The following is a 12,886-nucleotide window of genomic DNA, read 5'->3' on the forward strand; positions in this document are numbered from 1 at the left end:
GATCTGCGACACTGGAAGGGTTATGCCGAAGCCCGGAGAACTTATGTGATCCGGGCTCAAAGAAGCCCCCTACCAGCGATGTTGCCGCGAATAGGGGGCTGCCTTGTACCCGCTGGGCCGTCCCTGGGCCGTCAGGGTTCCCGGGCCGTGACGAAGACCTCGTCCAGGGCCCGGCGGGCTCGCTCGCGGCTGCTGGGCATCAGGTGGGCGTACACCCGCAGCGTCATCGCCGGGTCGGAGTGTCCGAGGTATTCACTCACCGCCTTGATGCTCTCGCCCGCGTCCAGGAGGACCGAAGCGTAGAAGTGGCGAAGGGCGTGCATCCCGTGCTGTCGGGCGGAGGCGTACGGCTTCCCGGGGTCGGGCGTCGGGATGAGGCCGGCCCTCGCAAGGGCGCGCTTCCACTCCAGGGCGTTGAAGTTGCTCCGCCAGACGATTCCGTCGGCCGTGTTGGTGAAGATCAGCCGCCGCTCTGTGAGGGGGCCGTCCGGCCGGATCCACGGCAGCTTGATCGCCATGGGCGGGTGACTCGCGATGTGCCGCCGCAAGGCGTAGGCCACCGAGGACGGCAGCGGTACGTCCCGCTCCTTGTTGCCCTTGGGCGGAGCGAAGACGGCGACGCCCCTGATCAGCTTGACCTGAGCCGTGACCCGAAGCGTGTCACCGTCGAGCTGTGCGGAGTCCTCGGCCAGACCGATGATCTCGCCCTGGCGGAGACCGCAGCCGCTGCCCACGTCGACCATGGCTCGGTAGCGCTCCGGCAGGGCATCGCGGACTGCCCGAACCTGTGACGGCAACCAGGGGACGACCCGGGCGGCGGAGGCGGCAGGCGGCCGGACAGACGCCGCCGAACACGGATTCCGGGCGAGGTGACCGTCATCCACGGCGGCCGACAGCACCGCGCGCACGTTGGCGTAGATGTTGCGGGCGTAGGTGCCGCTCATCGGGCCGTTCTCCAGGTCCCGCACGAACTCGCGGATGTGGAGCGGCCGGAAGGACCCAAGGGGGCGCGACCCGATACGAGGGAAGACATGGAGCCGAAGGCGGGTCTCCGCTCCGATGCGTGTGTTCAGGTCGGTTGTCTGCCCAGTGATCCAGCGTTCCGCGTACTGCTGGAAGGTCGTCTGTGCTGCCTTGGGATCGATGTACTGGCCCCGAGACATGTCGGCGGCCGTCTCGGCCAGCCACTCCTCCGCCCGACGCTTCTGACGGTCGGGAAAGGACCGGCTCTTCTCGGTGCCGTCCGGCCCGACGTAGCGGGCCCGGTAGCGGAGGCCGTTGCCGTAGCGGTCCGATTTGACCTTGACCGGCTTGCCGCCCGGACCCGGTTCCGTCTTGTACCAGCGATCCTGCACATGCCCCGGCATCAGGCGGCCGCCTCGGTCAGAGCGTCGATCCACTGGCGGAGCCGCACAGGGTCGTATCGAAGATGACGACCGACCCGGAAGGCCGGAGGACCCGAGCGCTTGCGCCGCCACTGGTACAGCGTCTCGACCGGAACACCCAGGAGTTCAGCGACATCGGCCGGAGTCAGGTACCGCTCGGGAAGCGTGCGAACGGTCATGCCGCAGCCCCTTTCACTTCCAGGTCTCGCAGAGCTTCGCGGGCGGTCTCGCGGTTGGCCTGGAGGTCACGGGCGATCGTTGCGGCGAGGGCGGCCTCGCCCGGGGTGTGGCCGTGGCCGGCGTACTGCCAGTCGGTCAGGACGAGTACGGTGTCCGGCTCGCGGTCGTCGAGGCCGAGGACCGATGCCTCCTGGGCGGCGCGGTAGTCGGCGCGTTCCTGGCGGATGGCGCCGAGCGTGGTGGAGTACGTGCGCGACTTGGACGAGAAGTGCCCGCGGAAGCCGAGCATGTGCGCCCAGACCCAGAGGCGCCGGTCCGGGTAGAGGCCGTCCAGGTCGCGGCACGCGGTGATGAGTCGCCGGGTGTGGTCGGGCACGCCGTGGCGGTCGAGTTCGGCGAGTTCGCCGATGCGGCGGTCCAGGGTGCCGGTGCTCTCGGCGGCCTTGGTGGCGTACTTGGCCACGTACGACGCGACGGCCTGTTCGGTGATGTCGGAGCCGTTCCCGAAGGCTTTGACCGGGCGGACGTCGAGCTGTCTTCCCCATCGGAAGGTCCGGGCCGGTTGGTCTCCCGCGGCCGGGACCGAGACGGATGTGTACGAGTGCGCGACGGCGGCGCGCAGCGCGTCCGTGAGCAGGTCGACCGTGGCCCACGCGGGCGGCGGTGTTCCGGGCCCTTCGGGACCGTCGAGGCGTACGACGGCGTGGAAGTGGAGGGCGCCGCGCTTCTGAAACTCGGCGACCTTGCCGTACGAGACGCGCAGGTGCTCGGCGAGTTCGCGGCGGGGCAGTCCGGCGCGAGCGGCGAGTTCGCGGCGCAGGCGGGTGGTGAAGCGCTGCCAGAGCTGCCCGGCGTGGTTGTTGAAGAGGACGGCGCCCGCGTAGTCGTAGGTGTCGGGGTCGAGGGCGGTGCCCAGTTCGGCGGCGTCGGGGGAGTGGGCGGTGCCGCAGCGGCAGGTGCCGGAATGGTCGGGGCGGTTGTGGACCGGGCCGAACGAGGGCGCGGTGAGTGTGGCGAAGACCCGCGGGTGATCGCGGACGGTGGCCGGGATGTCCCGGCGATCGTCTCCGGCGAGGCCGGCACGGATCAGGTTGTAGGTGTCGCCCGCGTACGTCCAGGCGCAGGAAGGGCAGCGGGAGGCGCGGCGGTTGCCGCAGGCGAGGCGCAGGCGTCCGCCGGGTTCGTTCTCGGTTGAGTAGTGGTGCAGGGTCTCGCCGGTGGTCTTGTCCTTGGCGAGGGTCCAGCCGGTCAGGTGGATCGGGTCGGAGCAGCCGCCGGTGCGGCGGATCTGGTCCTCCCAACGGGTGTAGTCGGAAACCGAGGCCACCCGGAGGATGTCTCCGAGGGTGATCGGGTCGAGCGTCGGGGCGGACGTGGGCGCCTTCTGTGTCGAGGGAGAGGCCCGGTGGGCCATGCTGGGGGTTCCTTCCGGTTGAGAGATCGATCGGCGGGGACGGCTCCCGGGCGGCGGATGCTTGGCGGTATCGAGGCCGCCCGGGCGCCGGTCAGCGGCGCTTGGCGTCGGAGGCGAGCAGGGAGCGCAGGACGACCGCGCAGACAGCGACAGAAGCGCCGGTGATGGCGACCGCCAGGAGCAGCGAGACCAGGACGGCGCCGACGACCAGGACCACGGCCGTTCCGCCGCCCACGAGCGCGAGCGCGGTGACGGGGGTGAGCTGGACGACCGGGCGGGACGGCGCGGGGGCGACAGCGACCGGCTGCGGGACCGTGGCGCCCGGGGTGATGGTGGTCGGCTGGATGACGGCGGGCGGGGTGATCAGGCCGGTGGGCTGGGGCATCGTCGGGAACTTGGGTCGGAGCATGGGCAGTTCTCCTTCGCGGTGCGCTACTTGACGGCGGTGTCGATGGCGGGGGCGAGGACGCTGTCGGCGAGGAGGTAGCCGCCGAGGAGGAGCACGGCGATGAGCCACCAGGGCGGGCGGATGAGCTTGACGCCGAGGTAGCCGACGGCGGCCAGGGCGAGCCAGAGCGGGACCTGCACGGGGTGTCTCCTCAGCGGACGGTGCAGCGGTGGGTGCGGGCGGCGAGCTGGGCGGCGGTCTGGCTGGAGTAGTCGGCGGACCAGCCGCAGCGGTCGGCGGTGCAGACGGCGGCGTGCGTGGTGCGGCCGTTGCGGTCGCGGTGGGTACCGATCTGCACGGGGCCGATCCGCATCAGGGAGTGGAAGTTGTCGCTTGCGGGCATCGTGGGTGCCTCATTCCTGATCAGGTGAGGTGAGCTGCGATGGCGTCGGCAAGGTGGGACGGGACGCCGAGGCGGGAGCCGAGGGTGTCGGGATCGATCGGGGAGCCGGTGCGGGCGCGGTACTCGTCGGCGACCTTGCGGGCGTGATCGACGAGGACGGCGGGGACCGGGGGCGCAGCGGCAGTAGTGGCTTCCGGAGCGGGGAGTGCGGCAGGCGCGGGAGCGGCTTCCGACATGGGCTGTTCGGCGTCCGGTGCTCCCACGGCGGGGGCCGGCGGAACCGTCTCCGCTTCCGATTCGGCAGCGGACGAGTGGGCGAGCAGGGTCCCGCCGAGGAAGGCGAGCGCGGGCCATCCGGCGATGCCGAGGCGGAGCGGAGCGGGCGGGTCGGCCAGGTCGAGGAACCCGGCGGTGGCGATGTTGGCCCCGAGCGAGGCGAACAGCGCGACGACGAACCAGCACCAGGCCAGCCGAGACGGTCCCTCGCTGCGCAGCCTCCGCCAGGCGGCGACGAGGAGCAGGTCGACACTGACCGGGTAGGCCCATGCCTTCCAGCCGTTCTGTCCGGCAGCGGCGGCCAGGTCGTGCAGGTGGGCGAAGGACAGGGCACCGGCGATCACGGCCTGAATCAGGACCGCGTCGACCCGGAGGCCGTGACGGGTGCCCATCAGACGTCGCCGGGATAGGTGGGGCCGTCGTCAGGGTCGTAGCCGTCCGGGAACACACCGGACGGCGGCTCGGGCAGCGAGGCGGCGAGGGCCGGGCTGACGGCGTCCACGAAGTCGAGGTCTGCGCCGTCCGTGTCGGCGTAGAGCGCGAGTTGGCCGAGCAGGAGCACGGTCCGGGCGAAGTCCTCGCAGTTCGGGCACATGGCGGGTCTCCACTTCTTTGGGCATGGCGGGGTAGGGACTTGGCGCGAAGGCGGTCGCGCCAACCGTGGGGGTGGGGCAGGGATCAGACGGTGACCGAGGACGCCTTGACCAGCGGCACAGGCTCGGTGGCAGCGCTGGGGAGAGCGGGCCGGAACGGAGCCAGCTCGGGCAGGTCCGGGGTCCGATCGGCGTGCCGGTTGCAGATGTTCACGGCCTGGCGGAGCGAGGTGTGCGGGGCACGGATGCGGTGCCACCCGCCGGAGGAGTCACCCGCGATGGCGATGCCCCGTGTCTCGGCCGGGATCTGGATCGCGGCGAGGACGGCGTCCGGGGAGATGTCGCCGAAGGCCATGTTGGCCGAGGTCTCGTCGTTGACGCGATGGGCTGTGCGGCCGGTGAGCTGGGCGCGAAGCATGGTGATGCCTTTGCCGAGTTCGGAGCCGAAGCGCTGCCCGCAGATCTCCAGGTAGATGCCGGCCGCGCGGCCGAGCTGGGCGAGGCGGACCAGGGCGGTGATGATGCGGTCGCGGCGCTTCTCCTCGTCCTTGCTCGCGTACAGGGCGAGTTCGGCGACCTCGTCGACCAGGACCACGACCGGGACCGGGCGGAGGTCGTCGGGCAGGTCCCAGATGTCGGAGGCGATCTCCGCGTCCGGGACGGCGGAGGTGATCCGTTGCTGGGACCGGATGAGCTGATAGACGTGCCCCATCCGGACCACAAGCGCTTCGAGCACTTCCGCGGCGGTGTCGGGATCGTCGGCCAGCGCCGAGAACCGGCGGGCCAGCGGGAACAGTTCGACCCCTTGTTTGCAGTCGATGCCGACGAGGGCAACGTCCATCGGGGCGAGACCCGCGACCAGGTTGCGTTGGTACACGGACTTGCCCGATTCCGTGGCGCCGAGGGTGAGGGCATGGGGCACGGCCCGGTAGTCGCGGTAGTGCACCGCCCCGTCCTCGCGCAGTGCGACCGGTACCCGCAGCGGTCGGCGATCGCTCTCGGTCGGCATCTGCACTCGCTTGAGCACGTCGTAGCCGGTCATCCGCACCTCGACGACGCCGGAGCGCAGTTCACGCGAGGTCACGCCGTACATCGAGAACGAGTGCCGGAGCCGGTCCGAGGCGACGACGACGTCGAAGGCGTCCTGCCCGGGGCGGAGTTTGAGTCTCAGGACCAGGCCGGTACGGGTCGGCCGCAGCCGCAGGATGCGCGGGGGACGCGACTCCGGCATCGGCCGGTTGGCGGCACGGGCCAGGGCGAGCCGCCACCGCGAGGGCGGCACGGTCAGCCCGCACGCGTCCATGACCGAGCGGTAGCGGACCAGGACTCGTAACACGGCCAGCGTGACCCCGAAGGTCAACCAGTACCAGGCGGGGCGCCGCCACCGCAGGAGACCCACGGCAGCGACGACCAGGACCAGAACGACCATGAAGTCGGCCACGATCAGGCTGCCTTGGACCCGGCGGCAGCACCGACGAGCGAGGTGACCGCGACCGCGCGGAACGCGATCCCGTGCCGCCTCTGGCCGTTGAAGTCGTTCTCCCAGGGCCGGGCGATGAGGCCCGTGAGCGCGACCGGCGTGCCCATGGCCAGCTCACCGGAGATGCCCGGTTCCGGGACGGTGATGGACAGGATCTCCACCTCCTCGTTCGCCGCGAACATCACGTCCACGGTCATCAGCCTCGCCCCGGTCTCCGTGTCGGTGGCGACCTCACCGGTACGGCGGTCACGCACCTTGACCTGCGGGGACTTGGCGACCATCACGACTGCACCGGAGGTGTCGACGGGAATCTGACGCACAGAACTCACTCCTCTATAGATGCTGGACTCCGTCACTCATGTATAGGAGTGACACGAAGAAGAGTGCCTCACTCCTGTATATGAGTCAACCCGCCACGAAGAAGAACTCGTGGCGGGCTGCGGGATGCTGAGTGGCCGTCAGTCCTCGGCGGGGATCCGGTACTCGAAGACGAACTGGTCAGCTGCCATGAGGGTGTCGCACACCTCGACCACGAGACCCGCGGTTGTACGGGCCTCACGGATCAGGTGGACCACCGGTGCACCCGGGCTCAGCGCCAACTCCGAAGCCTCCGCCTTGGAGGCCGGCCGCGCTTGCACCGTCTCGACGAACTCGGCGAACTCATGCCCGTGGTCTTCGAGTCGGGCGTAAATGCCACCGCCGCCGGGATTCTCGGCGAACAGCTCGGGGATGTCCTTCACGACGTCCCAGGGCAGGTAGGACGTGGCGGTCTCGACCGGCGTGCCGTTGCGGAAGTAGAGACGCCGACGGGCCAGCACCTGTGTGCCGACGGGGACGCCCAGACGTCCGGCGGCATCCTCGGGCGCCTCCAGGGGGCCGATGTAGAGGACGCTGACCTTGGCGGTGGCCCCGGACTGCGCGGACTCCGCGAGGTAGGCCGCCTGCCCTCCACGCCGCAGCGACCGCCGGAAGCGGTCGGAGGAACGGTGCCGCACCGGAGGCCGGTCCTTCACGATCGAACCCTTGCCGTGCCGGGTCTCGACCAGCCCACTCGCCCGCACCTCGACCATGGCCTTACGGATCGTCCCGCCCGAGACGCCATAGCGCTCTACCAGCTCCGATTCACTGGGCACCATGTCACCGGGCTTGAGAACACCCGCCCGGATCTGCCGCACGATCTCGTCCGCGATCTGAACGTACCGAGGCCCGGAACCGACCCCTCCCGCCGCAGTTCCCATAGTCCTTCCCTGCCTCCTATGCTCCTTTACATGAGTCAATCACAGGAAGTGACACCCTCCCCCCTGCACTCCGTATCCGTAGCCGGAGTAGTGGTGCGCGAGGACGGCCGCCTCCTGGCGATCCGCCGAGCCGACAACGGCACCTGGGAGCTCCCGGGCGGCATCCTCGAACTCGAAGAGACCCCCGAGGCCGGCGTTGCCCGCGAGGTCCTGGAGGAGACCGGTATCCACGTCGAGGTGGACGAACTCACTGGCGTCTACAAGAACATGACCCGCGGCGTCGTCGCCCTGGTCTTCCGCTGCAAGCCCTCGGGCGGCACGGAACGCACGTCCAGCGAGTCCCTGGCGGTCTCGTGGCTCACACCGGACGAGGTCAGCGAACGCATGTCGGAGGCTTTCGCTGTGAGGCTCCTGGACGCCTTGGACGGCAACGGGCCCCACGTCCGTAGCCACGACGGGCAGCGTCTCCTCGGCGGGAACACATGAAGTCCACACTGCCGGTGGAGAATGCAGGCGACACGGACGTCTGCCTGTTCATCGAGCCGTACGGCGAAGACTTCTGGCTGAAGCCCGGGGATGCCTTCAAAGTCGTGCCGGTGAGCGACGACAACGTGCAGTTCTCAGTGGTCGTCGCCAAGCACGTGTTCACGGTCTGGCTCTACCAAGACGGCGACCCCTACAACGCGTTGCTCGACTACGAAGTGACAGGGATCAACGGCGAGAGGCTCGCATGCGGTCACCAGCGACCGGCCGACTCTGATGGCATCCGAACATCGGGAGCCTGAGCCCACCAGGCGCGATCGCCTCACCTGCATCTCAGCGGGATAAGACTTTCCCTACTTCATCAAGGCCCGCGCACGGCGCGGGCGCGCGCCGCCTCTGCGGCGCGGCCTGCCTCCTGTCTCCGCCCCGGCTGGCCGCGCCCGACGGCGCGCTAGCGAGCTGCGGGCACGAAGTGGGAGACACCCTCTGTGGCTGGGGCGGCCGGCTCCACGGCTTTAGGCAGCCACTTTGGGGCGAGCCTCGAAGATCATGGCCCCAACGTCGTGCTTTACGGGCAGGTCCACTGACTGCCCGACTCGCCATGAGCTTACGGGGCCATGATCACTCGCCCCAAAGCAGCTCCAGCCCAAAGCCGCTCCGCCGACCGCTTCACAACCCGGGGGCGGAACAGCGTTCGATGATTTAGTCACCAATAGATCGCCACAATTTCAGCATCGATAAATTTCCCATCGACTGTTTCATCAAGTCGGCCGCTAGAATTTTCAGGGCGGACCGAAAGGCTCCCGTCAACCATTAGGCCGAACTGTGCCAGTGCTTGACCACGCAGTCTGCCCAGATCTTCGGATGCAAATCGATGAGAGATCCCATCGGAGACGCACTCGGTAACCTCCCTGAAGATAGTGCGATTGGCGATGACGGAACCTAGCTGGGAAGATCTAGCAGATGCAATTTCAGTGATGCGCGCCCGCAGAGCTTCGGGCATGGTCAACCCTTGCGATTCAATAAGAAGTTCGGCGTAACGAATCAATGCCGCCTGCCGCAGCTGCGAGACGTCGCGACTGTCATCCATCCCACCAGTCAGTGCCCTAAGCGCAGAGGGACCGAAATCATCCATCGCACTTTCCATGTCAGGAATTACTTCTTTGAGTACGTCAACAAGCTTGACTGGACTCCAGGAATCCTGTACCCGGTCATGCCCGACGCGACAAAGCACCTTTACCGGAGAGCTTGAAAATAGGACCCGCCTGATATCTTTCCAGAAGAGCGCCTCCTCGACCACGCCAACCAGATGGAGAGGTTTCCGATTTCTCCTATAGATTAGCGGGAGCTCGGAGAATAGGGAGCTGTGGACAATGTAGTCACGTCCGGCGATACTAGAGATTTCATAATCAAGGACTTGGCATTTAATTGGGATCAGGCCAGCCATCAACTCTTGGATGAAGCCGTTGAGCTCGATCGCTGTTCTCATTTCTTGCGTGTCGATCTCAGCCGCAAGAGCAGGGGACTGGCCGATAATATTGGTCATGCTTGAAATGATTGTACTGGTCCGAAAGATAGCGTCGGCTCGCAGTTCAACCTGAAGTTCTAGGAGCTGGCCACGCTTCAGCTCCGTCGAATCAAAAATCCAGGGAGCGATATCCAAACCGCCAGGTGAAGCATTGCGAATCTTTCTTCGGACTGCTGGCTTCAACTCCGGCAGGTGCCCAGATCGCAGTGCGAGCGATGACTCGACACTCGCATATAGGTCCTTAAAGGTCGCCTGGATTGAGGCCTTCCGCAGGACTTGGTAATCGCTGGTTCGAGTGACCTCGCGCTTGATGCCAGCATTGACCTTCCCTGCAACGAACTTATGTTCACCACTCCCACTTGCCTCGGACCGAGTGGAGTTCGTGAGCTTTTCCGTGATTTCGCTCGGGATGGCACCCAGAATGGACGCCAGCAGGCTCGTAACGCTCACCTCATCCAGGTAGATGAACTCGCGAAGTCGTTTCATTTCGCGAAGTCCGCGGCGGAGAACCTTAACCCTGAACCATACCTTGAACCGCCGAATCAATTGAGATCACCCTCTCGAATCTCTACGCTGCTTAGCAACCCGCTCGTAGCCGCCAATGTAGTCTTCAGCTAGGAGAGAATTACGCCCCTCGGAAACTGCAAGTAGGCCGGCCTCGGTCCAGATTGCGGCAAGCTCAGCAGGAGTCCAAGCATCTGTCCTCTCGGCAACCCAGTCATGTGGCATTTTCTCCTGGAGTTGCAGCTTCCGTCCCGATGTTGAAAGGATCGCCTCTCGGTCCTCTCTGCTGGGAATTGGAAAGTCAACGTGCCAGTCAAAGCGGCCTGGTCGGCGCAGTGCGGAGTCGACATCCTGTGGACGGTTAGTAGTACCAAGAACCATCACGTTAGTGTCTGGAGAAAATCCATCCATGAGCGCCAGCAACTGCCCAACAACACGCCGGGAAGCCTCGTGGGACTCGTCATTACGCTGAGATGCCAAGCTGTCGATCTCATCAAAGAAAATGATGGCTCTTTCACGCCGCTTCGCATCTTCGAAAATGCGCCGAATAAGCTCCTCGCTTTGGCCGTACCACTTGCTGAGAACCTCCGGACCACTAATGACATAGAAGGTGGCATCGGCATGATTGGCAATGATTCGAGCCAATAGAGTCTTGCCAGTTCCTGACGGGCCAGAGAAGAGGATTCCCTTGATCGGCTTCGTGCCAATTTCATTTAGGGCTGCGTGGTGCTTGAGTGGCAGCTCGATCAGTTCTCGAGCTCTCGTGACAATTTCACCGTAGCCGCCGAAGTCTTCGAAAGAAAGTTTTTCATCGGGCGGCACGATAAACCGCTCCGGAAGAGCATCTTCCGTCGAGTTATCCAGGAAGCTGATCGCTTTGCTGGAGAGAACTCCTACAATCCCTTCTGAATCCGTTCCTTCTACGGTGAGTCCTGCACGTAGGTTCTCATTATGCGGAACCGGGAACAGGCGGAGTCGACCTCCAATTTCGACTACGACTCGGTTATCAACTACCAGCTTTGTCACCCCGACCCAGACCTCTTCCCTCCAAAGGTCTCGCGGAGCAACCTCAATTGATCCGTCCTCGGGATCGATAAGAACGATCTCACCAACGTCGGCAAAGGGCTCCTCGTGATCTGCCGTAGCGGTACGCCCGTCCCTTAGCTCTAGGAATGTTGTCCGTCCGTCGTCACTGATATGACTAACGCGAGCCACAGTTCGAGAATTTCCAGCGCGCGCAGCTTCTTCACTCAAAGCAATTCCCCTATTTCCGAAGGCCACCGCACTCTTTGAAGGTTCAGATGACTTGAGGTGAGTGGAGAGTGACCCGCGCTCTCGCCCGTGTCAGTGCCCCAGCGCGTCTTCTGGCAGTCAACTCCAGAGACCATAGCTGTAGACAGTGACAATGAGCCTGCCGTTGATCGACCGCCAGCGGGGCGACTGAACCTCCCGTGCAAGCGCACCAGACGGAGGGGAGAAAAGCGGGCAATCGCGATGAAAGTAGGCCATATCGCTATGCCACATCCCAACCGTTCACCCAGGTCAGCGGCTACCGACGTCTCCGATCGCTGCTTCCCAGGCTGAGAGTCCACGGACCAGCGCTGCTGCATGCTTCCGTGCGCCCCTGTCGCGCCACTTCAGCACCCCTTGCGTCACTGGATCATGACCTCCCATGAAGGGATTCGGGAAGTACTGGGGTTGGATCGTCTTCGCGATACTCATTGCCGGCTGGTTGACCTTCGACTTCGGACCAGTCGCGCTCATGGTCCTGTCCGGGGTCAGCGCCTTCTACTTCTTCTTCAACGTGCCTGTCTGGTGTGGTGCAGAGGGCCGCAACAGCTCCTGTCGCAACAACAGCTATGGGACCCTCATGGGTTGTCACCTTCGCCAGCACAAGTGGCAGAAGCTCAAGATGCTCTTCTGGAGCGCGCGTTGGGCACGGCTCCGGCAGGAGCTGTTCCAGAACGCGACCACCACCCTCGCCAGCGTGGGCGGCCTCCTGGCAATCACGTCGGGCGTAGCCGCCACCTTGCAACCGCTGTTCGGTGGGGGTTGGTGACCGAGCAGGCTGACATCCACGTCTGACATCAACGGCAGCAGATGCGGGCACCCCCAGGAGGCCGTGCGTGGCCTACCCGCTCATAAGTTGCCAGGAGCTCCACGCCTGGTGATCGAACTTACAAGGCGGATGTCGGCGGTTCGAATCCGTCCGTACTCACCAGGAAGAAGGCGTCCGTTCGCTCGCACGCCGTTTAGCGGGCAACTCGCCCCGGAGGCAGACGCACCGTTACGGTTCTGAGCATGGTGATCGACAGAGGCCTTCACGAGGTTTCCGGTGCGGACATCCCCGGGATCCTTGCCGAAGCCGCCTGCCACGAGCTTCCTGTGTTCATGCTCTCCACTGCCGGACGGACCGACAAGGAAGCCTTCTTCGAAGCCGTCCGGGAGACGCTTCCTTTGGACCCACCCCTCGGAACGTCCCGCACGGTGTGGGACGCCCTCTCGGATTCTGTCTGGGGTGGGCTCCATGCACTGAAACGGCCCCGCGTAGTCATCGTCTGGCCCGGCGTTCGGCCGACCTCGGACGCGGAAGACGACTTCCAGACGGCGCTGAGCATCCTCCGTGACGTGGTTGCGACTCTCACCGAAGCCCGATACACCGGCGGAAGGCCGACGTGGCTCTCCGTCTACGTTGCCCGGGCCTCAAGCTGTGGAGGAGAAGCGCCGGCAAAGGGCTGAAGGTCGCTACAGTGCAGCCCTCACCACAACCGCACCAGATCGAGCGGGGAACACCGGGGAATCACAATGAGAGTAGCGGAGCCCGACGGGACCACGGCCGGGCCGTTTACCCAGGTCAGCGTCCGGACCGGCCCCGAATGACCGCAGCTTCCCAAGCTGATAGCTCAGGCCCAGTAGTCACGGGCGGGCCGCAGCGGCTTGCTCTGGTCGACGGCACCGACGGCGTGGCTCGGGCACGTGGGGGCGGAGCGGGGCATACGCGTGCGTGGTCGGTC

18 protein-coding genes are annotated in these 12,886 nt (G+C 65.8%); 4 read left to right on the plus strand and 14 right to left on the minus strand.

The window, feature by feature from the left end; translation table 11 throughout:
- Nucleotides 1-131 precede the first annotated feature (131 nt).
- From ACFWI4_RS12260 to ACFWI4_RS12310, 11 genes are all read right to left on the minus strand, one after another.
- Nucleotides 132-1,367 (minus strand): tyrosine-type recombinase/integrase, encoded by a 1,236-nt coding sequence (locus ACFWI4_RS12260; RefSeq protein ID WP_387194189.1) that lies wholly within the window; start codon nt 1,365-1,367, stop codon nt 132-134.
- On the minus strand, nt 1,367-1,564 hold the full coding sequence (locus ACFWI4_RS12265) for a helix-turn-helix transcriptional regulator (RefSeq protein WP_387071590.1): 198 nt from the start codon (nt 1,562-1,564) through the stop codon (nt 1,367-1,369). The genes ACFWI4_RS12260 and ACFWI4_RS12265 overlap by 1 nt, the downstream gene beginning before the upstream one ends.
- Complete coding sequence (repSA, locus tag ACFWI4_RS12270; RefSeq protein ID WP_387194192.1) at nt 1,561-2,979, minus strand: replication initiator protein RepSA; 1,419 nt, start codon at nt 2,977-2,979, stop codon at nt 1,561-1,563. The genes ACFWI4_RS12265 and repSA overlap by 4 nt, the downstream gene beginning before the upstream one ends.
- A 91-nt stretch (nt 2,980-3,070) precedes the next feature.
- A complete protein-coding gene (locus ACFWI4_RS12275; RefSeq protein WP_387194194.1) occupies nt 3,071-3,388 on the minus strand; it encodes a SpdD-like protein in 318 nt (105 codons plus the stop codon).
- Between the two features lie 23 nt (nt 3,389-3,411).
- Nucleotides 3,412-3,567 carry a hypothetical protein gene (locus ACFWI4_RS12280; RefSeq protein WP_385707808.1) on the minus strand — a complete coding sequence of 52 codons (156 nt, stop codon included), beginning with the start codon at nt 3,565-3,567 and terminating at the stop codon, nt 3,412-3,414.
- Between the two features lie 11 nt (nt 3,568-3,578).
- Entirely contained in the window at nt 3,579-3,770 is a 192-nt protein-coding gene (locus ACFWI4_RS12285; protein ID WP_328447602.1) for a mobile element transfer protein, read from the minus strand.
- 20 nt (nt 3,771-3,790) lie between these two features.
- The gene (locus ACFWI4_RS12290; protein WP_387194197.1) at nt 3,791-4,438 is read right to left on the minus strand and encodes a DUF2637 domain-containing protein; all 648 of its coding nucleotides are present in this window, start codon (nt 4,436-4,438) and stop codon (nt 3,791-3,793) included.
- A complete protein-coding gene (locus ACFWI4_RS12295) occupies nt 4,438-4,641 on the minus strand; it encodes a hypothetical protein (protein WP_387194200.1) in 204 nt (67 codons plus the stop codon). The genes ACFWI4_RS12290 and ACFWI4_RS12295 overlap by 1 nt, the downstream gene beginning before the upstream one ends.
- 83 nt (nt 4,642-4,724) lie before the next feature.
- Nucleotides 4,725-6,068, minus strand: coding sequence for an FtsK/SpoIIIE domain-containing protein (locus tag ACFWI4_RS12300; RefSeq protein WP_387194333.1), 1,344 nt, complete (start codon nt 6,066-6,068; stop codon nt 4,725-4,727).
- A 14-nt stretch (nt 6,069-6,082) separates the two neighbouring features.
- Nucleotides 6,083-6,439 carry a hypothetical protein gene (locus ACFWI4_RS12305; protein WP_328447596.1) on the minus strand — a complete coding sequence of 119 codons (357 nt, stop codon included), beginning with the start codon at nt 6,437-6,439 and terminating at the stop codon, nt 6,083-6,085.
- Between the two features lie 138 nt (nt 6,440-6,577).
- A complete protein-coding gene (locus ACFWI4_RS12310; RefSeq protein ID WP_387194203.1) occupies nt 6,578-7,357 on the minus strand; it encodes a GntR family transcriptional regulator in 780 nt (259 codons plus the stop codon).
- Between the two features lie 18 nt (nt 7,358-7,375).
- On the opposite strand from ACFWI4_RS12310, the gene ACFWI4_RS12315 reads away from it, so the two are divergent.
- Nucleotides 7,376-7,843, plus strand: a complete 468-nt coding sequence (locus tag ACFWI4_RS12315; RefSeq protein ID WP_387194206.1) for an NUDIX hydrolase — start codon at nt 7,376-7,378, stop codon at nt 7,841-7,843.
- Nucleotides 7,840-8,142 carry a hypothetical protein gene (locus ACFWI4_RS12320; protein ID WP_387194209.1) on the plus strand — a complete coding sequence of 101 codons (303 nt, stop codon included), beginning with the start codon at nt 7,840-7,842 and terminating at the stop codon, nt 8,140-8,142. Before ACFWI4_RS12315 ends, ACFWI4_RS12320 begins: the two co-directional genes overlap by 4 nt.
- A 404-nt stretch (nt 8,143-8,546) precedes the next feature.
- Here ACFWI4_RS12320 and ACFWI4_RS12325 read toward each other — a convergent pair whose 3' ends face one another.
- The gene (locus ACFWI4_RS12325; RefSeq protein WP_387194212.1) at nt 8,547-9,854 is read right to left on the minus strand and encodes a hypothetical protein; all 1,308 of its coding nucleotides are present in this window, start codon (nt 9,852-9,854) and stop codon (nt 8,547-8,549) included.
- A 66-nt stretch (nt 9,855-9,920) separates the two neighbouring features.
- Nucleotides 9,921-11,126 (minus strand): ATP-binding protein, encoded by a 1,206-nt coding sequence (locus ACFWI4_RS12330; protein WP_387194215.1) that lies wholly within the window; start codon nt 11,124-11,126, stop codon nt 9,921-9,923.
- 418 nt (nt 11,127-11,544) lie between these two features.
- Here ACFWI4_RS12330 and ACFWI4_RS12335 point away from each other — a divergent pair, with 418 nt between their 5' ends.
- Together ACFWI4_RS12335 and ACFWI4_RS12340 are read left to right on the plus strand one after the other, a co-directional pair.
- Nucleotides 11,545-11,931: a hypothetical protein gene (locus ACFWI4_RS12335; RefSeq protein WP_387194218.1), complete on the plus strand. Its 387-nt coding sequence runs from the start codon at nt 11,545-11,547 to the stop codon at nt 11,929-11,931.
- Nucleotides 11,932-12,173: 242 nt separating this feature from the next.
- On the plus strand, nt 12,174-12,611 hold the full coding sequence (locus tag ACFWI4_RS12340; protein WP_387194221.1) for a barstar family protein: 438 nt from the start codon (nt 12,174-12,176) through the stop codon (nt 12,609-12,611).
- Nucleotides 12,612-12,631: 20 nt separating this feature from the next.
- On the opposite strand, the gene ACFWI4_RS12345 is transcribed toward ACFWI4_RS12340, so the two are convergent.
- A complete protein-coding gene (locus ACFWI4_RS12345) occupies nt 12,632-12,766 on the minus strand; it encodes a hypothetical protein (RefSeq protein WP_387194224.1) in 135 nt (44 codons plus the stop codon).
- Nucleotides 12,767-12,886: the final 120 nt, after the last annotated feature.

Source organism: Streptomyces sp. NPDC127038 (assembly GCF_042725875.1).
Taxonomy (GTDB): Bacteria; Actinomycetota; Actinomycetes; order Streptomycetales; family Streptomycetaceae; genus Streptomyces.

Coding starts and splice junctions, on each gene's coding strand:
- ACFWI4_RS12260 (WP_387194189.1), bottom strand. CDS start 1,367: ATGCCGGGGCATGTGCAGGATCGCTGGTACAAGACGGAACCGGGTCCG.
- ACFWI4_RS12265 (WP_387071590.1), bottom strand. CDS start 1,564: ATGACCGTTCGCACGCTTCCCGAGCGGTACCTGACTCCGGCCGATGTC.
- repSA (WP_387194192.1), bottom strand. CDS start 2,979: ATGGCCCACCGGGCCTCTCCCTCGACACAGAAGGCGCCCACGTCCGCC.
- ACFWI4_RS12275 (WP_387194194.1), bottom strand. CDS start 3,388: ATGCTCCGACCCAAGTTCCCGACGATGCCCCAGCCCACCGGCCTGATC.
- ACFWI4_RS12285 (WP_328447602.1), bottom strand. CDS start 3,770: ATGCCCGCAAGCGACAACTTCCACTCCCTGATGCGGATCGGCCCCGTG.
- ACFWI4_RS12290 (WP_387194197.1), bottom strand. CDS start 4,438: ATGGGCACCCGTCACGGCCTCCGGGTCGACGCGGTCCTGATTCAGGCC.
- ACFWI4_RS12295 (WP_387194200.1), bottom strand. CDS start 4,641: ATGTGCCCGAACTGCGAGGACTTCGCCCGGACCGTGCTCCTGCTCGGC.
- ACFWI4_RS12300 (WP_387194333.1), bottom strand. CDS start 6,068: ATGGTCGTTCTGGTCCTGGTCGTCGCTGCCGTGGGTCTCCTGCGGTGG.
- ACFWI4_RS12310 (WP_387194203.1), bottom strand. CDS start 7,357: ATGGGAACTGCGGCGGGAGGGGTCGGTTCCGGGCCTCGGTACGTTCAG.
- ACFWI4_RS12315 (WP_387194206.1), top strand. CDS start 7,376: ATGCTCCTTTACATGAGTCAATCACAGGAAGTGACACCCTCCCCCCTG.
- ACFWI4_RS12320 (WP_387194209.1), top strand. CDS start 7,840: ATGAAGTCCACACTGCCGGTGGAGAATGCAGGCGACACGGACGTCTGC.
- ACFWI4_RS12325 (WP_387194212.1), bottom strand. CDS start 9,854: ATGAAACGACTTCGCGAGTTCATCTACCTGGATGAGGTGAGCGTTACG.
- ACFWI4_RS12335 (WP_387194218.1), top strand. CDS start 11,545: ATGAAGGGATTCGGGAAGTACTGGGGTTGGATCGTCTTCGCGATACTC.
- ACFWI4_RS12340 (WP_387194221.1), top strand. CDS start 12,174: ATGGTGATCGACAGAGGCCTTCACGAGGTTTCCGGTGCGGACATCCCC.